This is a genomic window from Streptomyces shenzhenensis (assembly GCF_021462265.1).
In the GTDB taxonomy this organism is placed as follows: domain Bacteria; phylum Actinomycetota; class Actinomycetes; order Streptomycetales; family Streptomycetaceae; genus Streptomyces; species Streptomyces shenzhenensis.
This window is the reverse complement of record NZ_JAJONF010000061.1, coordinates 1-17,571: the sequence shown is the minus strand read 5'-3', so window position 1 is coordinate 17,571 and position 17,571 is coordinate 1. Positions and strand designations below refer to the sequence as shown.

The following is a 17,571-nucleotide window of genomic DNA, read 5'->3' as shown; positions in this document are numbered from 1 at the left end:
GATCGGCGGGCAAAAACGTCAACACTTTTGTCAACAATCTCTGCAACGATCCGGGCACCAGAGCGAACGAAGGGGGTGGCCGACACGCCGTGACGCGTCGGCCACCCCCAGAGGCCGCTGAAACCGGATCAGCCGACCGGCGGCGTCCCGTGCGTGTGGAAGGACTCGATCGTCTTGAGCCCCCACGCCTGCCCCTTGGCCCGCTCGGCCTCGGTCCACGTCACGAGCGGCCAGTCGGGGGCCAGCACCAGCCTGGTGAGCGGGTTGCACAGCTCGATGCGGTTGCCGCCCGGTTCGTAGACGTACAGGAAGAAGGTCTGCTGGATGGCGTGCTTGTGCGGGCCGGTCTCGATGAACACACCGGTGTCGATGGCGAGGTCGGCCGCGCGCAGGATGTCCTCGCGGCCGTCGGTCGCGAAGGCGATGTGGTGCAGCCGCCCGGTCGAACCCGTCCAGTCGGACGTGTACACGACGTCGTACGACTTGTGGGTGAAGGTCAGCCAGCGGGCCGCGACGGACCCGTCGTCGAGGCGGACCTGCTCGGTCGGGCGGGCCCCGAGGACCTGTTCCTGGAACTCGGCGTTGGCGAGCACGTCGGCGGCAAGGAAGTTGACGTGGTCCAGGCGGCGCACGCCGACGCCCCGGTTGGGCTTGGCCTGCGGCTGGTTCTTCAGCGCGGGCCTCAGCTCGTCCGGCGCCTGATAGTGCTCGCTCTCCCAGTAGAGGGCGTGCTCGTGGCCGTCCGGGTCGGTGGTGAGGTAGAGCTTGCCGAGGCCGGGCTCGTCCTCCACCCAGCGGCCGGTGCCCCCGGCGCCGCCATTGTCCTCGATTGCCCTGATCCGGCGGTTCAGGGCCTCCTCGCTGGAGGTGCGCAGGGCGAACCGGCCGAGGCCGGGCCGGTCGCGGGCGGTGAGGACCAGGCTGTGGTGCTCGTAGTCGTCGTACGTGCGCAGGTAGACCGTGTCGCCGTCCTGGCCGTTGACGGTCAGCCCGAGGTAGTCGGTGAAGAAGGCGACACTGGCGTCCAGGTCCGGGGTGAACAGCTGGGCATGGCCGATATGGGCGATGTCACCGAGGGGCGGAGCCATCGTTGCCTCCTTGAGATGGTGCGGGCATGAAGGCGGCGCGGGCGAAGACCGTGCCGTCGAAGATCTTGCGTGCGGTGCGGACGACCGTGGTGCGGCGGGCGGCCGGCGGGGAGCCGTCGGATCCCGGGTCGACGCTGGTGTCGATCTCCAGGAATCCGGTGGGGTGTTCGATGCGGACACGGTCGCCGCGCTCCGGGAGCCGGGCGATCCCCTCTCCCACGCTGCCGGGCAGCCTGAGCCCCGCGGCCACGCTGGCGGCGCCGAGGACACCGATCGAGGTGTGGCAGCGGACCGGGATGAAGGTCCGGGTGGTGACCGCGCCGCACTCGCGCGGCGGGGCGAGCAGGCTGAGCTTGGGCACGGTGGCGGTCTCGACGTCCCCGAGGCCCATGAGTCTCCCGGCCGCCAGCCGGATCTCGTGGAGCCGGTCGGCGAGGGTCAGGTTCTCCTCCAGGTCCTTGGGCGACTCGTAGCCGCTGACGCCGAGGTCGCCCGCCGCGATCAGCACGGTCGGCATGCCGTTGTCGACGCAGGTCACCGCCGTCCGGGCGATGGTGTCGCGGACGTTTCCGGTGGGCAGCAGCGGGCTTGGCCCGGCCGGGAACTCGATCACCACCGGCGCGGCCGTGCCGGGCACGCCCGAGATCTCGGCGTCCCCGGTGTAGTCGACGCGCCCGCCGGGGGTCGGGAAGGTGGCGATGGCCAGCTCCCCCGTGTTGAGCATCCGGATCCGTACCGAGGTCTCGCCGCCACCGGGGGCCACGAGCCCCCGTTCCACGGCGAACGGACCGACTCCGGCGAGGATGTTGCCGCAGTTCTGACGGTCGCTCACCTCCGGCCGGTCGACGGCGACCTGGAGGAAGAGATAGTCGACGTCCGCCTCCGGGTCGTCCGACGCCGAGACGACCGCCACCTTGCTGGTGAGGGGATGCGCCCCGCCCAGGCCGTCGATCTGGCGCGGGTCGGGGCTGCCCATCACCCGCAGCAGCAGGTCGGCGCGGGCGGCGGGGCCGGCGGGCAGGTCCTCGGCCAGGAAGTACGCGCCCTTGGAGGTACCTCCGCGCATCAGCATGCAGCGCACCTCCGCGGGACCGGTCATGTGCGGTGCTCCTCGTACTCCTCGTACGTCTTGTACTCGACGCCGAGCCGCTGAAGGGTCTCGCGCAGCCCGTAGCGGTCGAGGCCCAGCCGGCCCTCGACGAACGCGGCGCGGGACGCGGCCTCCTTGGCCTCGCGGGCCTCGGACTTCTCGGCCGTCTCGCGGACGCGCTCACGGGGTACGACCACGACCCCGTCGTCGTCCGCGAGGATCACGTCACCCGCATTGATCACCTGGCCGTCGACGGCGATCGGCACGTTGACCGAGCCGCCGGTGGCCTTGACCGTGCCCTGCGCGGAGACCGCCCGGGACCAGGCCGCGAAGCCCATGTCGCGCAGTTCCTGGGTGTCGCGGATGCCGGTGTTGAGGACGACCCCGCGCACCCCGCGCCGCTTCAGCGCGGTCGCGAACAGCTCACCGAAGAGCCCGTCCGTGCAGGGCGAGGTGGTGGTGACGACCAGGATGTCGCCCTCGCCGCACTGCTCGACGGCCGCGTGGATCATGAGGTTGTCGCCGGGCCAGCTGAGCACGGTGACGGCCGTGCCGGCGACCCGCACGCCCTGCTGGACGGGCCGGATCCCCGGACCCAGCAGGCCGGTGCGGCCCATCGCCTCGCTCACGGTGGCCACCCCGAAGCCGGCCAGGGCGTCGACGTCCTTCAGCTCCGCCTTCGGCGGGTTGGTGACGATCACGCCGCTCATGCCAGCTCCCTCGCGATCTGCGGGAACGGCCGCATGAACGCCTCCGCCATGGTCCGGTGCGCCAGGCCCAGGTTGGGTCCGGCGTTCCGCTTGAGCTGGACACCCCGGCGGACGGCGAGGTCGGTGTAGTAGGCCCACAGGTGCTGCTGGGCGCCGAGGCACTCCATCGCCCTGCGCTTGGTGTCCCAGACCTCGGTGATGTCGAGCAGGACCTCGGGCCTGAAGCCGCTCATCTCGGGCTGGTGCGGCTCGAAGTAGAAGACCGGCGGGGCGCCGATGATGTCGCCCTCGCCCGGGTACCCGATGGCCTGGGCGAGGATCCGGGCCTCCAGAGCCATCCGGTTGGCGGCCGGATGGTCGCCGTTGTACGGGTCCTCGACCGGGTGGGTGAGCACGACGTCGGGCTGGGTCTCGCGGTAGACGGCGACCAGCTGGTCGGTCAGTTCGGCGGTGGCGACCAGCGGGTAGTCGCCGGCGTCGAAGAAGCGGACCTCGGCGCCGAGAGCGGCGGCGGCCTTCTCCGCCTCCTCCCGGCGTATCGCCTTGATCTCCGCCAGCTTCCTGCCCTCGCGCCACGCCTTGGCGGACTCGCCGCGCTCGCCGAAGGTCAGGCACGCGATGGTGACCTTCTCGCCCCGGGACGCGGCCAGGGCGACGGCTCCGCCCGCCCGCCACACGAAGTCCCCGGCGTGCGCGGTGACGACCAGAGTGGACCGCGGCGGGGACGGGGGCTCCCCCGGGCGAGCGTCTTCGGGACCGGGGGAAGGCGCGTTGGCGTGCGTCATCGAAAAACTCTCCTTGGTGGACAGGTGTGCGCCCACCCAGCCCCGGGCGTCTCAGTCGCGCAGTGCGTCGATCACGCTCGTGAGGTGGGCGCGGACGGCCGCCTCGGCCGCCTGCGGGTCCCTGGCCCTGATCGCCTCGATCATCGCCAGGTGCTCGTTCAGGGATTGCTGCGGACGCCCCGGGCGCAGCGCCAGCTGAAAGCGGTGGCGCACCAGTTGGGCGTTGAGCCGCTCCAGCAGTTCCACGGCGGTCTGCTGGCCGGAGATCTCCCGGATCTTGTCGTGGAGTGTGTGGTTGAGTTCGGAGTAGGTCACCGGCTCGCCGGCGGCGACGGCCTCGGTCATGGCCGCTCCGAGGTCCGCGAGGTCGCCGAGCTGCTCGTCGCTGGCCGCGACGGCCGCCTTGGCCGCGCACAGTCCCTCCAGGACCATGCGGCACTCCGTGATCGCCACCGCTTCCTCCACGGTCACCACCCGCACCCGCGAGCCGCGGTTGCGGATCCGCTCCACCAGGCCCTGGGCCTCCAGATCGATCAGAGCCGCACGGATGCTGGCGCGCGTCACACCGAACTGCTCGGCGAGTTCGTTCTCCACCAGCCGCTGGGCCGGGGCCATCTCGCCGTGCAGGATCGCCTGCCGCAGCAGGGTGAAGGCGTGCTGCTTGGCCTGCTCTCCGGTGCTCGGACGGACTTCTGTCGGCATTCGTGCCCTCCCTGAGTGAGTGCCTGTCGAACGTAAATCTAGCCAAACAAGATTGTCAACAATTTTGTCTGCGGTATTGCCGGGCCAATCCGGCCGCACGCGAGCCTCAGCCCGCGCGGTACAGCTCACCGAGCAGTTCGAGAACGGCCTGGTGGGCGGGGTGCGGGTCGTCCCGCCCACCAGGCCGGCCGGACCGTGACCGGCTCGGCGTCCCGGACCGGCCGGTGGACGATGCCCGCCGCGGGTACTGGCCGGCGGTCGACTCGGCGGTCACACCGACCGCAGGCCGGCCCCGATGACGGTGAGCCAGTCGTCGACGTCGTGCACCTCCTGGACCACCGGCCGCGACTCCTGCGGCCACAGCTGAGGGGTGGTGGTGCCGGTGCGCCGGCCGACCGGGAGGATCCGGCCGGCGAGGTCGGCCAGGCGTACGGGCCGGCGGATCGTCGGCGGCCGGCGCGCACAGCCGCCGTTCCAGCCCCACGACGGCCGAACCGAACCGCCGGTCCTCGGACGGCCGCCGCACGACGGCGAGGTCGCAGGCCCCTTCGGCGAGGCCGGCGGACGCCGTGTTCACCCGCACCAGCCGCAACCCGGTCCCCGGGTGGGACAGACATCGTAAATTCTCGTACCTGGCACAGAGGTTGACGTCAGATGCGAAGCCGCGCACCCACCCGGAGAGTCACCCGCCACCCCGCCCACAGGCCACGCCGGACCGGCGGCACGACGGCTTCGGCGTTTGCTCCTGAGCGCCCTCGTGAAGCAGTCACCCGGGCCCCGGCGGCTCCCCCAGCCAGTAGCCGAAACCCCGCCTGGTGTGGATCAGCGCGGGGCCGCCCCGGTCGACCTTGCGCCTGAGCCGGGACACCAGCTGTTCGATGGCGTTGTCCCCCCGGAACTCGCCCCAGAGGTGCCGGCTGATCTGCTCCTTGGACAGCACCTTCTCCGCGTTGGCCAGGAGGTGGCGCAGCAGCCGGTACTCGGCGGGCGTGAGGTCGAGGGTGCGGCCACCCCGGCGGGCCCGGCAGGTTCCGTCGTCCAGGGACAGGCCCGCCTGGTCAAGCGTGGGCCCCCGGCGGCCACCGTCGCCCACGCTCCGGAGCAGGACCTTGACCCTGGCGAGCACCTCGGCGATCCGGAGGGGTTTGGTGACGCAGTCCCGTTCGCCCGCACGGAGTTCGGGTACCAGCCGGGCCAGTGATCCACAGGCGGCCAGCAGGAGGACCGGAGGCCGGTACGGCGGCCTGAAGCGGCCGCCCCGGGCGAGGCCGTCGAGACCGGGGAGTTCGGCATCGATGACGACCAGGGCGAACCGGTGTTCCCCGAGGCGCCGCACCACCTCGGCGGCGGTGCCCGCGGCACCGGTCCGGTAGCCCGCCAGATCCAGGGTCACGGTGAGGAGTTCGGCGGCGTCCGGGTCACCGGCGGCGACCAGGAGCCGCTGTCCGCTGCCACGGGCGAGCGCCGGGGACGCGGGAGGGCTGCCGTACATGGGGGACCCATCCGTTCGGAGCACGGACCATTCGCTTGCTTGACTCAAGTAAGCCACATATGCTTGCCTAACTCAAGTAACCGGGGTCGTCCTGAGCGGAGGCCGCCCCGTGGGCCCTGCCCGGCGGCGGGCCCGGGCGCCGGTCCCGTGGGGACGGGAACCGGCGCGGTCCTCGGGCCGGACGCCGGCCGACTCCCCCGGCCCGGCGGCCGGCGCGGGGGAATGGCCCGGGGGAATCTCCTCGGGCGGACGGCCCGGCGAACCTCCCGGCACCACCTGAAAGCGAGAGTCACCCATGGCCACGATGAAGTCCGTACAGACCGCCGGCGTCGGCAGGATCGAGGTCGTGGACGTCGAGCGTCCCGCGCCCGGTCCGAAGGACGTCCTGCTGAAGATCCGCGCGGGCGGCATCTGCGGCACCGACGTCACCTTCCTGCACATGGGCGGCATGCCCGCCCGCGCCCACCTGGGCGGCGGCCTGGTCCCGATCCCCCTGGGCCATGAGCCGGCCGGCGAGGTGGCCGAGGCCGGCGCCGAGGTCACCGGGCTGAAGGCGGGTGACCGGGTGGTGGTGAACCCGCAGGCCGCGCCCACCGGGATCATCGGCTGCGGCGGCCGGTACGGCGCCCTCAGCGAGTACCTGCTGATCGAGAACGCCGAGGCGGGCCGGAGCCTCGCGGTGTTCCCGGAGACCGTGCCGTTCGAGGTCGCCTCCCTCAACGAACCGATGGCGGTGTCCCGGCACGCGGTCAACCGCTCCCAGGCCGGGCCGGACGACAAGGTGGTCGTCTTCGGCGCCGGACCGATCGGGCTGGGCGCGGCGATCTGGCTCAAGCTGCGGGGCGTGCGGCACGTGGTCGTCGCCGACGTCATCCCGGCCCGGCTGGAGAAGGCGCTGGCCGTGGGCGCGGACGCCGTGATCAACTCGGCGGAGGAGGACGTCACCGCGCGGCTGACCGCACTGCACGGGCGGAGTGCCAACGCCCTGGGCCAGCCACGGCCGGGCACGGACGTCTTCATCGACGCGGCCGGCGCCCCGGCCGTCTTCGACACCGTGGTCGCCAACGCCCGGTGGCACGCCAGGCTGGTCATGGTCGCCGTGCAGAAGAAGGGCGAGATCGACCTCGGCGGAATGCTGCGCAGCGAGCTGACCCTCATCGCCTCGCAGGGCTACCCCACCGAGATCTTCGAGGTCACCCCCGAACTGGTCGAGCACCACGAGCGGTTCGCGAAGCTGATCAGCCACCGCGTCCCCTTCACCGACGTCCACCGTGCCTTCGAGCTGGCGCGGACGCCGGGGGCCGCGGAGAAGGTCGTCGTCACCTTCGACGCGTAGCGGAGACGGGCGCCAGCCACAGCCCGAGGAGGGCGTCGGTGAGCCCGGTGGCCGCGTCGCTCCAGGTGGCGCGCGGGGTGGCGGTGCCCTCGGCCAGGGCGCGCTCCCGCTCGGCGCAGGTGTGCAGGATCAACGTCCTCGCCATCAGGCCGCGTTCGGCGCGGACCTCGGCGGGCAGTTCCGGCAGCCGCCGGTTCAGCGCGTCGACGGCCTGGCGCAGCGACGGCGAGGCCAGGGACTCCTCGACCATGATGTCGTACAGGGCGGGGTCCGTCATGACCTGCGCGCAGAAGCGCGCGTACCAGGTGGGGCTGCCCAGGCTCGCGAGGTGTTCGGTGATCGGGCGGACCAGGCAGTCCACCCGGTCGCGGATGTCGTCGGAGTCGCCGGCCTCGGCCAGCAGGCGCAGGCGGATCTGCTCGATCCGCTCGAAGTGCCGGGCGGCGACCGCACGGACCAGGTCGGCCTTGGTACCGAAGTGGTAGCCGACGGCCGCGTTGTTGCCCTGGCCGGCGGCCTCGCTGACCTGGCGGTTGGAGACGGCGTACACGCCCTGTTCGGCGAAGAGCCGCTCCGCCGCGTCCAGGATGGCCTCCCGCGTCGCGCTGACCTGGTCCGCCCGCGCCGTCCTGCCGGCCATGCCCACCACCGCTCCGGGACCGCGCACCACCCGGACCGGCCTGTCCCGCGAGCCGTACCCGGGGCCCCGCCCGAAGCGGCGAGGTCCAGCCGGAGAAGCCTACGCGGCAGGGCCGCACCGTGCGGCCGCACCCTGCCAGTACAGTAAGTCAAGCGCCTGACTTAAAAAGTGCCCAGTCGCCCATGTCCTGCCTACGGAGGCCCAGTTCCATGCCCGAAGCCCCTGTCCAGCCCGCCGGGTCCACGAGACCGGCGCGACCGAACCCGAACGCGGTGGTGGCGGTGCTGGCCCTGTCCGGTATCACCGTCTCGCTGATGCAGACCCTGGTGATCCCGATCGTCCCGGAGCTGCCGAAGTACCTGAACGCCTCCGCGTCCAACGCGGCCTGGGCGGTGACGGCGACCCTGCTGGCCGCCGCCGTCGCCACCCCGGTGGCCGGCCGCCTCGGTGACATGCTCGGCAAGCGGCTGATGCTGCTGGTCAGCCTGGTGCTGCTGGTGTCCGGCTCGGTGGTGGCCGCGCTGAGCGACTCGCTCGTCCCGATGATCGTGGGCCGCGCCCTCCAGGGCCTCGCGGCCGCCGTGGTCCCGCTGGGCATCAGCATCATGCGCGACGAGCTGCCGCCGGAACGGCTGGCGGGCGCGACGGCCCTGATGAGTGCCTCGCTGGGCGTCGGTGGCGCGCTCGGCCTGCCGGCCGCGGCGTTCCTCGCGGACCACTACGACTGGCATGTGCTGTTCTGGACCTCCGCCACCCTCGGTGTCGTCGCGTTCGCGCTGGTCATGCTGCTGGTGCCGGAGTCCAGGGTGCGCTCGGGCGGCCACTTCGACGCGGTCGGCGCGGTGGGCCTCGCGGTCGGCCTGGTCTCGCTGTTGCTCGCCGTCTCCAAGGGCGCCGACTGGGGCTGGGCGAGCGGCGCCACGCTCGGCCTGTTCGCGCTCGCGGTCCTCGTACTGCTCGCCTGGGGCTTCTTCGAACTGCGCACCACCGAGCCGCTGGTCGACCTGCGCACCACCGTCCGCCGCCAGGTCCTGTTCACCAACCTGGCCTCGATCGCGTTCGGCTTCTCGATGTTCGCGATGTCCCTGGTGCTCCCGCAGCTGCTCCAGCTGCCCACCCGGACCGGCTACGGCCTCGGCAGGTCGATGCTGACGGTCGGTCTGGTGATGGCCCCGCAGGGCCTGGTCATGATGGGCTTCGCCCCGCTGTCGGCCGCCATCACCAAGGCCAGGGGACCGAAGATCACGCTCATGATCGGCGCGGTGATCGTCGCCGCCGGCTACGGCCTCAACATCGTCCTGATGTCCGAGGTCTGGCACCTGATCCTGGTCTCCTGCGTCATCGGCGCCGGTGTCGGCTTCGCGTACGGCGCGATGCCCGCGCTGATCATGGGCGCGGTCCCGGCGTCGGAGACGGCCGCCGCGAACAGCCTCAACACGCTGATGCGGTCCATCGGCACGTCGGTGGCCAGCGCCGTCGCCGGCGTCGTCCTGGCCCAGCTGACCATCAGCCTCGGCGGCGTCACCCTGCCCTCCGAGAACGGCTTCAAGGTGGTCATGGCGACCGGTGCGGGCGCGGCCGTCCTGGCCTTCGTCCTCGCCTCCTTCCTGCCCGGCCGCCGCCCGGCGGACCCGGAGCCCGCTCAGGCCCCGGCCAGGCCGACGGCGGAGTCCGTGCGCTGAGCCCCGTACGCGAAGGGTGATCCTCGGTGGGGCGGGCCGTACCCCGGCGGGCGGCCCGCCCCGCGACGTTTCGGCGTCGAGGGCACGCCGCGGGCTCTGCCGGGCGGCCCCGGCGCAGGCCCCGCCGCCGTGCCGGACGCCTGGAGCCTGTTCGGGGGAACCGGTACCGGAAGGCGCGTGCGGCGGCCGTGACCGGTTCACATCTCCTCAGTGACCGCCCTGCCGCTGATCCCGCCCATGCTCGCCACCCCCGGCCGGCTGCCGCCCGCCGCACAGGACGCCCGCTGGGCCTACGAGACCAAGCAGGACGGCCAGCGGGTGGTCGTCTACCTGCCCGGCGACGCCGGCATGCTGCTGCGCGCCCGTTCCGGCGAGGAGATCACCGCCGCCTACCCCGAACTGCGCCCGCTGGCACGGGCGCTGGGCCGCACCCCGGCGATCCTGGACGGCGAGGTGCTGGCCGTCGACGAACACGGTCGCGCCGACTTCCAGTTGCTGCAGAGCCGGATGGGCCTGGCCCACGCCCCGGCCCGGGCGGCCCGGATGGCGGCCCGGGTCCCGGTCCATCTGGTGCTGTTCGACGTGCTGCTGCTGACGGACCCGCTGCTCACCACGGCGTACGCGGAGCGTCGCAGACGCCTGGAGTCCCTGTCCCTGCAAGGCCCGTACTGGTCGACGCCGCGCGCCGTCGTCGGGCACGGCGCGGAGGCGCTGCGGGCGACCCGGGAGCACGGTCTGGAGGGGCTGGTCTGCAAACGCCTGGACTCGGTGTACGAGCCGGGGGTGCGGTCCCGCGCCTGGATCAAGATCCGGAACATGCGGGCCGAGGACGTGATCGTCGGCGGCTGGCTGCCGGGCAAGGGGCGGCTGACCGGGCTGCCGGGCGCGGTGCTGGTCGGCCAGCGGTCCGCCGACGGGCGGCTGCGGTACGTCGGCGGGGTGGGCACCGGCTGGAGCACGGCGGAGCGGACCGAACTGGCCGCGCTGCTGCGGGCCGCCGCGACCGGTTCGTGCCCCTTCGACCCCGTGCCCCCGGTCCCGGGCGCCCACTGGGTGCTGCCCCGGCTGGTCGGCGAGGTCAGCTACAGCACCCGGACCCGGGCCGGGCTGCTGCGCCAGCCGTCCTGGCTCCGGCTGCGCCCGGACCTCGCACCGGAGGAGTCGGCCGCGGACCTGCCCCGGGACCTGGGCTGACCGCCGGAGCCGGCTTCGGCGGCCTCGAGGGCCGCGGTTTCGGCGTGCGGACGTCGAGCCGAAGGGGGCACGTGGACACCGGCTTCGCCGCCTGTCGCGGCCGGCCGTGCCCTCTCGCATCGTGTGCGACCCCGGCGGCCGGTCCCGGCATGACGGCGGGACGACGCTTGAGACGGAACGGCCGCCGGACGCGCTGGGGGACCAACTCCCCGTGGCGTACCGGCTTCCGCGTCGACGTCCGGCTCCCGGGCTCGGACCGCCTCGCCGTCGCCGCCGGTGCTCAGCACGTCGGCTTGCAGCAGCGCGTCCGCCTCACCGGCGGTGAGCTTCGCCAAGCGCCGGTTGACGTCGCCCCGGAAGGGCACGCACTCAAGATGCCGGTGACCGACGGCGAGGCCGGCGGCCCGCTCATCCCGGCCGAGCGCCGCGAACTGCCGTGCCACCGCCACCTGCTGCGTACCCCGCCGAACTCGGGCGTATCGGAGGCAGACACCGATCTGTTCCCCTTCGGCCGGTGGCTGGAAGGGGCCCGCACCGGCTCACTCCCGTAGCCGAAGACCGACAGGATGTCGGAATCCGCGGGCGGCCGGAAGGTCTATCGTGTCCTCATGTCGGTCCCCGAGTTGATCCGAATCGTCTCCCGTGACTCACCGATGGCGCTCGCTCAGGTGGCCCGGGTCCGGGCCGAGTTGGCGGCCCTGTATCCGCAGGTGCGCACCGAGGTCGTGCCGGTGAAGACCACCGGTGACAAGTGGCTCGGCGATCTCTCCGCGGTCGAGGGCAAGGGCGCGTTCACCAAGGAGGTGGACGCCGCGCTGCTGACCGGCAAGGCGGATCTCGCCGTGCACTGTGTCAAGGACGTCCCGGCGGACCGGCCGCTGCCCGCCGGGACGATGTTCGCGGCGTTCCTGAAGCGGGACGACATCCGCGACGCCCTGGTCCACCCGGGCGGGCTGACCCTGGACGAACTGCCGCCGGGCACCCGGATCGGCACCTCCTCGGTCCGCCGGGTCGCCCAGCTGGCGGCCGCCCATCCGCATCTGGAGTGCGTGCCCTTCCGGGGCAACGCCAACCTGCGCCTGGCGAAGCTCGCCGCCGGTGAGGCGGACGCGCTGCTGCTCGCGCTGGCGGGCCTGGAGCGGATCGGCCGTACGGACGTGGTCAGCGAGGTGCTGGACCCGGAGAGGATGATGCCGCCCATCGGCGCGGGCATCCTCGCCCTGCAGTGCCGGGAGGGCGACTCGGAACTGATCGACGTGGTGAGCGCACTCGGTGACCCGGCCACCCACCGGGAGGCCTCCGCCGAGCGGATGTTCCTGCACGTGCTGCAGGGGCACTGCAACAGCCCGATCGCCGGCTACGCCCGGGTCGACGGCGGCGGTGAACTGTCGTTGCGGGCCTGTGTGTTCACTGCGGACGGCAAGACCCGGCTGAACGCCCACGAATGGGCGGGCCGCCTGGACCCGGCCACGCTCGGCACCTCCGTCGCCGTGGCCCTGCTGCGCCAGGGCGCCCGCGAGATCATCGACGGCATCCCGCACTAGGGGGCACTAGGGGCTGTCCGGCAGCGCCGGGACATGCCGTCGGTCGTCCGCGGCGCCGTGGTGGCCTGCCGCAGCCGCGCGGCGGTGGCCGCACATCGGATACGGCCCCGCACCGCAGCCTGCTCAGGGAGCGGTGGGGCCCGGCTCCGTCTGGTCCTTGAGGAAGGCTGTCACCTGGTGGGCCACGCTGCCCGGGCCGGCGCCCTGGCAGGCCGTGGCGGTGGTCGACTCCAGTACGCCGATGCCGCCCGCCCACAGCCGGCGCTCCGTCCATTCCTCGTCGACCCGGAGCTGGACCTGTACGTCCACCTGGGTGAGGGCGGCCTCGGGGCCGGCCGCGTAGAGGACGGCGGTGGCGCGGCGCAGCGGGTAGACGTCGAAGCCCTCGATGAACTGGGAGTTGCGCCAGTCGATGAACGCGCCCTCCCCGTCGGGGCCGACCCGGACGTCGATCTGACCGTCCTCCAGTTGCACGCTGAAGTGGCGGGAGCCGCGGTTCTCGATGGTGACCCGGACACTGAAGTACGTCAGCCCGGCCGCGGCGTCGTCCCGGCCGCGCGGCGGCTCGGACTCCTCCAGGCGGTGGACGCGGACCCGCAGACCGGCATGCTCGTCGTACTCGTGCCAGTCCCCGACCACGTTCGGCTCGTACACAGTGCCCCTCTCGACTCCCGCTGTCTATCTGTGTGCTCAGCGCACTGTCAAATGGGTGGAATGCGCTGTGGCCAGGGGGTTCGCCCGCTTTGATCGCTGATCAAGCGTTGCGCAGCGGTTATCCCGCCCCGGGGTCCGGGGCGGGTCGCGGGCGCGTGCCGCACATCACGTCGGCGTGCGTCCCGCCTGCGGCCGGATCAGCGGGCCAGACGGCCGAGCAGTGCGGAGGCCGCGGTGATGCCCAGGGCGGCCGCGACGGCCAGCACGCCGAAGTCGAGGCCGAGGTGGGCGGGCGTACCGAGGAGCAGGCCGCGCAGGGCGTCGACCTGGTAGCTCAGCGGGTTGATCCTGCTCACCACCTGGAGCCAGCCCGGCATGATCGCGACGGGATACAGGGCGTTGGAGCCGAAGAACAGCGGCATGGTGATGGCCTGCCCGATGCCCATCAGCCGGTCCCGGCTGAGGACGATGCCGGCGATGCTCATCGACAGGCAGGAGAAGAACGCCGAGGCGAGGACGACGGCGAGTCCGACCCCGAGCAGCTTCAGCGGGTTCCAGGTCAGGGAGACGCCCAGGATCGCGGCGATGACGATCACCACGACGGCCTGGATCAGGGACTTGACCCCGGCCGCGAAGGCCTTGCCGGTGATGAGGGCCGAGCGGGGGGTGGGGGTGACGAGGAGCTTGTTCAGGACGCCGGCGTCGCGCTCCCAGATGATCTGGATGCCGTAGAAGATGGCGATGAACATCGCGGACTGGGCGATGATGCCGGGCGCCAGGTAGTCGATGTAAGGGATGCCGCCGGTGGGTATCGCCCGGATCCGGGTGAAGGTCTGGCCGAAGATCAGCAGCCAGAGGGCGGGCTGGATCGCGCGGGTGTAGAGCTCGGTGCGGTCGTGGCGGAGCTTCTGCAGCTCGACCGCGCACATGGCGACGACCCGGGCGGGCAGCAGCCGCCAGCCGGAGCGCGGCCTGGGCGGGGTCAGCAGCAGGGACGTGCCGGTGCCCTCAGCCGACTCGGTTGGCGGTGCGGCGGGTGCTTCGGACATCGCGGAAACCTCCTGACCGGTCGTCGAGGCCGCTGCCGGCCACGTCGCGGAAGACGTCTTCGAGGGTGGGCAGGGCCTCGGTGCCCTGCCGTTCGGCGAGGCCGCGCCTGAGCTCGTCGGGGGTGCCGAGGGCGCGGATCCGGCCGCGGTGCATGAGGCCGACCCGGTCGCAGTGCTGGTCGGCCTCGTCCATGTAGTGAGTGGTGACCAGGACGGTCATGCCGGTGGCCGCCCGCACGGAGTCGATCTGGTCCCACACGCCGGTGCGGGCGATCGGGTCGAGGCCGATGGTCGGCTCGTCCAGGATCAGCAGCCGGGGCGCGCTGACCAGCGCCTGGGCCAGTTCGAGGCGGCGGACCATGCCACCGGAGTAGGTGCCGGCGAGCCGGTCGGCGGCGTCGGCCAGGCCGACGGCCGCCAGCGCCTCGGCGACCCGGGCGGCCCGCTCGCGCCGGGGAACGTCGAAGACGCGGGCGAACAGCTCGACGTTCTCGCGCCCGGTGAGCCCGCTGTCGGCGGACAGCTGCTGCGGGACGTAGCCGAGCAGCCGGCGCACGGCCATCCGTTCCCTGCCGGTGTCGTGGCCGAAGACGCGGACCATCCCGGCGGGGACGGGCAGCAGGGTGGTGATGCAGCGGATGGCGGTGGTCTTGCCGGCGCCGTTGGGGCCCAGCAGCCCGAAGACCTCGCCCTCGGCGACGGTCAGGTCGAGTCCGTCGACGGCCTTGGTGTCCCCGAAGCGGTAGGACAGTCCGGTGCAGGCGACTGCTGTGGTGTCCGTTGTCATGATTCCTCGGCCTCCTCGTGCAGGGTGTCGGCCAGCCTGCGCAACGCGGGAAGCGCCGCTCTCAGGGCCTCGCGGTCCGCCTCGGCCAGCCGCGCGACACGGCCGGCGACGAGTTCCGCGCGGCGGCGGTGCCAGTCGGCGAGCCGTTTCCCGGCGTCCTCGGTGAGCCGCAGCCGGGCGGCCCGCCGGTCGGCCGGGTCGGTCTCCCTGACCAGGTAGCCGTCCTTGACGAGCTGGTTGACCAGGGTCGACACCGAGTTGCTCGCCAGGTGCAGCTCCTTGGCCGCGTCCGAGATGCCGATCCCGGGCCGGGACTCGACCAGCCGCAGCAGCTCCACCTCAGCGCCGCGCAGCCGTGGCAGGGCGAGCCCGCGGCGCAGCCGGCGGCGGATCAGCCGCTGGAGACCGACCAACGCGTCGGCGAGTTCTTCCGGGAAGGTCTCCGATTCCACACCTGGAAGATTACCTCTGCTACAGAGGTATCCATATCAAGGGACGGTCAAGGGAAGAACCGGCGAGAAGGTCAACCACCGGAAGAAAGAAATATCATCCTTTCGACCGTCTTGTTTCGCTATGTTCCATTCGGGGCATCAGCCCTTCAGTGCTTCGGACCGGAGGCACGTTCGTGGGAGCCGGCTTCCGCCGGCCGCCCCTGTGTCCTTCCCAGGGTCCGAGCGCGTCCTCCCACGGTCTCCGTCCACCAGCACCTCGCTGAGGGAGGTGCGCGCGATGCGTGCCACCTGTAAGACCAACTCCCATCCGCACGACGACGCCCCGGACACGGCCCAGGACTTCGTACGGCTGGCCGCACTGCCCGAGGGCCCGGCACGCCGGGCGCTCAGGGACCAGCTGGTCGAGCTGTGGCTGCCCATGGCCGAGCGGATCGCCGTACGGTTCCGCGGCCGCGGGGAGACCCTGGAGGATCTCTACCAGGTCGCGGCCCTGGGACTGGTGAAGGCCGTCGACCACTACGACCCGGAACGCGGCCGGGCCTTCGAGGCCTACGCCGTGCCGACCATCACCGGCGAGATCAAACGCCACTTCCGCGACCACATGTGGACCCTGCACGTGCCGCGCCGGGTCCAGGAACTGCGCAACCGGGTCCGGGGCACCCTCAAGGAACTGGGCCAGACGACCCCCGGGCGCGTCCCCACCGTCGCCGAGATCGCCGCGCGGGCCCAGCTCACCGAGAGCGAGGTACGGGCCGGGATGGAGGCCCTGGAGTGCTACTCGGCGCTGTCGCTGGACGCCGAGGTGCCCGGCGGCGACGGCTATGTGCTCGGGGACACCCTGGGCGGTCCGGACCCCGGCTACGATCTGATAGTCGACCGCACGGCCGCGGAACCCTGCCTCCAGGGGCTGCCCGAGCGTGACCGGCTCATCCTCTACCTGCGGTTCTTCCGCGGCATGACGCAGAGCCGCATCGCCGAGCAGCTGGGCATCTCGCAGATGCACGTGTCCCGGCTGCTCAGCGCCTGTTTCGAGCGGCTGCGCGAGGAACTGCTGGCCGAGGCCGAGACCGAGACCGGCTGAGGCCCGCCCGGTGGACGGGGCGCCGGGAGGCCGGGAGGCCGGGCCGTAGCGTTCCAGCGGTTCCGCCGGCTGGACGCGGATCCCGGCGGGCAGGCAGCCGGTGCGCCCCGGGACGAGGATCAGGCCGGCGACGTCGCGCCGCCTGACGTCGGTGTGGTGGGAGACCTCTGTGCCTGGTCCACCACGGCATGCAGGCGACGGCCTCCTGGAGCCGGCCGGCCTCTTTCCGCAGGTGGGGGATCCGGGCCGGCTCCCTCTCGCCCGTCCCTCCGTCACATCACCCGTATGGCTCTGCGCCACCGGGGTACTCGGCAGGCATTTCCACCGCTTCCGGTTGGAGACTGGTGGCAGACCGGTCCTCCCGCCGGCCCCGACACCCAGGACACGAGTGCCATGAACGACGACACGCCTCCCCCCGGACCCACACAGAAGAAGCGATCGGTGCTCTCCACGCACTCGGTCTTCGGTGCCCCGTGCTGGGTCAGCCTGACCAGCCGCGACCTGCGGACGACCGAGGACTTCTACAGCGCCGTGCTCGGCTGGCGATGGCGCAGTGTCCGGCTCGGCGACCACTTCCGGATCGCGCTGGCGGACGGGGTGCCGGTGGCGGGCATCGCGGCGGTCGCCGCGATGTGGCAGATGGCGGTGGCCTGGACGCCGTACTTCGCCGTACTGGACGCGGACGAGGCGGTGTCGCGGGCCCGCGAGCGGGGCGGCACGCCCGCGGTGGGGCCGCTGTCCTTCCCGCCCGGCCGGGCGGCGCTGATCGCCGACCGGGACGGCGCCGTCTTCGGTATCTGGGAGGGGGAACTCGTCTCGAACTGGGAGACCTGGCGGCAGGCCGCCCCGACCTTCATCCGCCTGCACACGCGCAACGCCTTCGACTCCGCGATGTTCTACGGCGAGGTACTCGGCTGGGCCTCCGACAGACCGGGCTGCTGCGAGGTCGAGTACGAGGGCGGCGAGGTCGTGCTGCGCAGCCGGGGCGACGCCGTGGCCCGCATCGACTCGGGGGCGGTGGAGGCGGCGCCCGATCCGTCGGTACGGCCGCACTGGCAGATCCACTTCGCGGTCGCCGATGTCGCCGAGTGCGCACGGGCCGCCGAGAAACACGGGGGCAGCGTGCTGAGCGAGGGGGAGACCGAGGCGATTCTCCGGGATCCGGACGGCGCGCAGTTCACGGTGACCACGTCACGCGGGGGGCGCTGAGCCGTTGCCGTTGCCGGGTCCGCCGCCTTGCCGGTCGGGTGCGGGTGCGTGGGGGTTGCTCGCGCAGTTCCCCGCG

18 protein-coding genes and 1 pseudogene are annotated in these 17,571 nt (G+C 72.5%); 7 read left to right on the top strand and 12 right to left on the bottom strand.

Annotated elements, in window-relative coordinates; genetic code table 11:
- Positions 1–128 precede the first annotated feature (128 nt).
- The 7 genes and pseudogenes from LQ326_RS42415 to LQ326_RS42385 form a co-directional block, all read right to left on the bottom strand.
- Positions 129–1,088: a VOC family protein gene (locus tag LQ326_RS42415; RefSeq protein WP_234544425.1), complete on the bottom strand. Its 960-nt coding sequence runs from the start codon at positions 1,086–1,088 to the stop codon at positions 129–131.
- Positions 1,069–2,187 carry a 4-oxalomesaconate tautomerase gene (locus LQ326_RS42410; protein WP_234544424.1) on the bottom strand — a complete coding sequence of 373 codons (1,119 nt, stop codon included), beginning with the start codon at positions 2,185–2,187 and terminating at the stop codon, positions 1,069–1,071. Before LQ326_RS42410 ends, LQ326_RS42415 begins: the two co-directional genes overlap by 20 nt.
- Positions 2,184–2,888 carry a 4-carboxy-4-hydroxy-2-oxoadipate aldolase/oxaloacetate decarboxylase gene (locus tag LQ326_RS42405; RefSeq protein ID WP_234544423.1) on the bottom strand — a complete coding sequence of 235 codons (705 nt, stop codon included), beginning with the start codon at positions 2,886–2,888 and terminating at the stop codon, positions 2,184–2,186. The genes LQ326_RS42410 and LQ326_RS42405 overlap by 4 nt, the downstream gene beginning before the upstream one ends.
- A complete protein-coding gene (locus tag LQ326_RS42400; RefSeq protein WP_234544422.1) occupies positions 2,885–3,673 on the bottom strand; it encodes a PIG-L deacetylase family protein in 789 nt (262 codons plus the stop codon). Before LQ326_RS42400 ends, LQ326_RS42405 begins: the two co-directional genes overlap by 4 nt.
- Before the next feature lie 51 nt (positions 3,674–3,724).
- The gene (locus tag LQ326_RS42395; protein WP_234544421.1) at positions 3,725–4,375 is read right to left on the bottom strand and encodes a GntR family transcriptional regulator; all 651 of its coding nucleotides are present in this window, start codon (positions 4,373–4,375) and stop codon (positions 3,725–3,727) included.
- Positions 4,376–4,481: 106 nt separating this feature from the next.
- A pseudogene (locus tag LQ326_RS42390) lies at positions 4,482–4,985 on the bottom strand (LysR substrate-binding domain-containing protein); the annotation flags it as partial.
- A 156-nt stretch (positions 4,986–5,141) separates the two neighbouring features.
- Positions 5,142–5,867: a response regulator transcription factor gene (locus tag LQ326_RS42385; RefSeq protein ID WP_234544420.1), complete on the bottom strand. Its 726-nt coding sequence runs from the start codon at positions 5,865–5,867 to the stop codon at positions 5,142–5,144.
- Between the two features lie 295 nt (positions 5,868–6,162).
- Here LQ326_RS42385 and LQ326_RS42380 point away from each other — a divergent pair, with 295 nt between their 5' ends.
- Positions 6,163–7,203, top strand: coding sequence for a zinc-dependent alcohol dehydrogenase (locus tag LQ326_RS42380; protein ID WP_234544419.1), 1,041 nt, complete (start codon positions 6,163–6,165; stop codon positions 7,201–7,203).
- On the opposite strand, the gene LQ326_RS42375 is transcribed toward LQ326_RS42380, so the two are convergent.
- Positions 7,187–7,843, bottom strand: a complete 657-nt coding sequence (locus tag LQ326_RS42375; RefSeq protein ID WP_234544418.1) for a TetR/AcrR family transcriptional regulator — start codon at positions 7,841–7,843, stop codon at positions 7,187–7,189. The two genes, LQ326_RS42380 and LQ326_RS42375, sit on opposite strands and share 17 nt — an antisense overlap.
- A gap of 209 nt (positions 7,844–8,052) precedes the next feature.
- On the opposite strand from LQ326_RS42375, the gene LQ326_RS42370 reads away from it, so the two are divergent.
- From LQ326_RS42370 to hemC, 4 genes are all read left to right on the top strand, one after another.
- Positions 8,053–9,525, top strand: a complete 1,473-nt coding sequence (locus LQ326_RS42370; protein WP_234544417.1) for an MFS transporter — start codon at positions 8,053–8,055, stop codon at positions 9,523–9,525.
- Positions 9,526–9,762: 237 nt separating this feature from the next.
- A complete protein-coding gene (locus tag LQ326_RS42365; protein ID WP_234544451.1) occupies positions 9,763–10,719 on the top strand; it encodes an ATP-dependent DNA ligase in 957 nt (318 codons plus the stop codon).
- A 167-nt stretch (positions 10,720–10,886) separates the two neighbouring features.
- Entirely contained in the window at positions 10,887–11,270 is a 384-nt protein-coding gene (locus tag LQ326_RS48975; RefSeq protein WP_372497103.1) for a hypothetical protein, read from the top strand.
- Between the two features lie 57 nt (positions 11,271–11,327).
- Positions 11,328–12,263, top strand: a complete 936-nt coding sequence (gene hemC / locus LQ326_RS42355; RefSeq protein WP_234544416.1) for a hydroxymethylbilane synthase — start codon at positions 11,328–11,330, stop codon at positions 12,261–12,263.
- 123 nt (positions 12,264–12,386) lie between these two features.
- Here hemC and LQ326_RS42350 read toward each other — a convergent pair whose 3' ends face one another.
- The 4 genes from LQ326_RS42350 to LQ326_RS42335 form a co-directional block, all read right to left on the bottom strand.
- Positions 12,387–12,917, bottom strand: coding sequence for a hypothetical protein (locus LQ326_RS42350; protein ID WP_181807465.1), 531 nt, complete (start codon positions 12,915–12,917; stop codon positions 12,387–12,389).
- 197 nt (positions 12,918–13,114) lie between these two features.
- Positions 13,115–13,966: an ABC transporter permease gene (locus LQ326_RS42345; protein ID WP_234544415.1), complete on the bottom strand. Its 852-nt coding sequence runs from the start codon at positions 13,964–13,966 to the stop codon at positions 13,115–13,117.
- Positions 13,926–14,753: an ABC transporter ATP-binding protein gene (locus LQ326_RS42340; protein WP_234544414.1), complete on the bottom strand. Its 828-nt coding sequence runs from the start codon at positions 14,751–14,753 to the stop codon at positions 13,926–13,928. The genes LQ326_RS42345 and LQ326_RS42340 overlap by 41 nt, the downstream gene beginning before the upstream one ends.
- Positions 14,750–15,205, bottom strand: a complete 456-nt coding sequence (locus LQ326_RS42335; RefSeq protein WP_181807468.1) for a MarR family winged helix-turn-helix transcriptional regulator — start codon at positions 15,203–15,205, stop codon at positions 14,750–14,752. Before LQ326_RS42335 ends, LQ326_RS42340 begins: the two co-directional genes overlap by 4 nt.
- A 277-nt stretch (positions 15,206–15,482) precedes the next feature.
- On the opposite strand from LQ326_RS42335, the gene LQ326_RS42330 reads away from it, so the two are divergent.
- Both LQ326_RS42330 and LQ326_RS42320 read left to right on the top strand, forming a co-directional pair.
- The gene (locus tag LQ326_RS42330) at positions 15,483–16,286 is read left to right on the top strand and encodes an RNA polymerase sigma factor SigF (protein WP_234544413.1); all 804 of its coding nucleotides are present in this window, start codon (positions 15,483–15,485) and stop codon (positions 16,284–16,286) included.
- A 393-nt stretch (positions 16,287–16,679) separates the two neighbouring features.
- Positions 16,680–17,495 (top strand): VOC family protein, encoded by an 816-nt coding sequence (locus LQ326_RS42320; RefSeq protein ID WP_234544412.1) that lies wholly within the window; start codon positions 16,680–16,682, stop codon positions 17,493–17,495.
- The last annotated feature ends 76 nt before the right edge of the window (positions 17,496–17,571 follow it).

Coding starts and splice junctions, on each gene's coding strand:
- LQ326_RS42415 (WP_234544425.1), bottom strand. CDS start 1,088: ATGGCTCCGCCCCTCGGTGACATCGCCCATATCGGCCATGCCCAGCTG.
- LQ326_RS42410 (WP_234544424.1), bottom strand. CDS start 2,187: ATGACCGGTCCCGCGGAGGTGCGCTGCATGCTGATGCGCGGAGGTACC.
- LQ326_RS42405 (WP_234544423.1), bottom strand. CDS start 2,888: ATGAGCGGCGTGATCGTCACCAACCCGCCGAAGGCGGAGCTGAAGGAC.
- LQ326_RS42400 (WP_234544422.1), bottom strand. CDS start 3,673: ATGACGCACGCCAACGCGCCTTCCCCCGGTCCCGAAGACGCTCGCCCG.
- LQ326_RS42395 (WP_234544421.1), bottom strand. CDS start 4,375: ATGCCGACAGAAGTCCGTCCGAGCACCGGAGAGCAGGCCAAGCAGCAC.
- LQ326_RS42385 (WP_234544420.1), bottom strand. CDS start 5,867: ATGTACGGCAGCCCTCCCGCGTCCCCGGCGCTCGCCCGTGGCAGCGGA.
- LQ326_RS42380 (WP_234544419.1), top strand. CDS start 6,163: ATGGCCACGATGAAGTCCGTACAGACCGCCGGCGTCGGCAGGATCGAG.
- LQ326_RS42375 (WP_234544418.1), bottom strand. CDS start 7,843: ATGGCCGGCAGGACGGCGCGGGCGGACCAGGTCAGCGCGACGCGGGAG.
- LQ326_RS42370 (WP_234544417.1), top strand. CDS start 8,053: ATGCCCGAAGCCCCTGTCCAGCCCGCCGGGTCCACGAGACCGGCGCGA.
- LQ326_RS42365 (WP_234544451.1), top strand. CDS start 9,763: ATGCTCGCCACCCCCGGCCGGCTGCCGCCCGCCGCACAGGACGCCCGC.
- hemC (WP_234544416.1), top strand. CDS start 11,328: ATGTCGGTCCCCGAGTTGATCCGAATCGTCTCCCGTGACTCACCGATG.
- LQ326_RS42345 (WP_234544415.1), bottom strand. CDS start 13,966: ATGTCCGAAGCACCCGCCGCACCGCCAACCGAGTCGGCTGAGGGCACC.
- LQ326_RS42340 (WP_234544414.1), bottom strand. CDS start 14,753: ATGACAACGGACACCACAGCAGTCGCCTGCACCGGACTGTCCTACCGC.
- LQ326_RS42330 (WP_234544413.1), top strand. CDS start 15,483: ATGCGTGCCACCTGTAAGACCAACTCCCATCCGCACGACGACGCCCCG.
- LQ326_RS42320 (WP_234544412.1), top strand. CDS start 16,680: ATGAACGACGACACGCCTCCCCCCGGACCCACACAGAAGAAGCGATCG.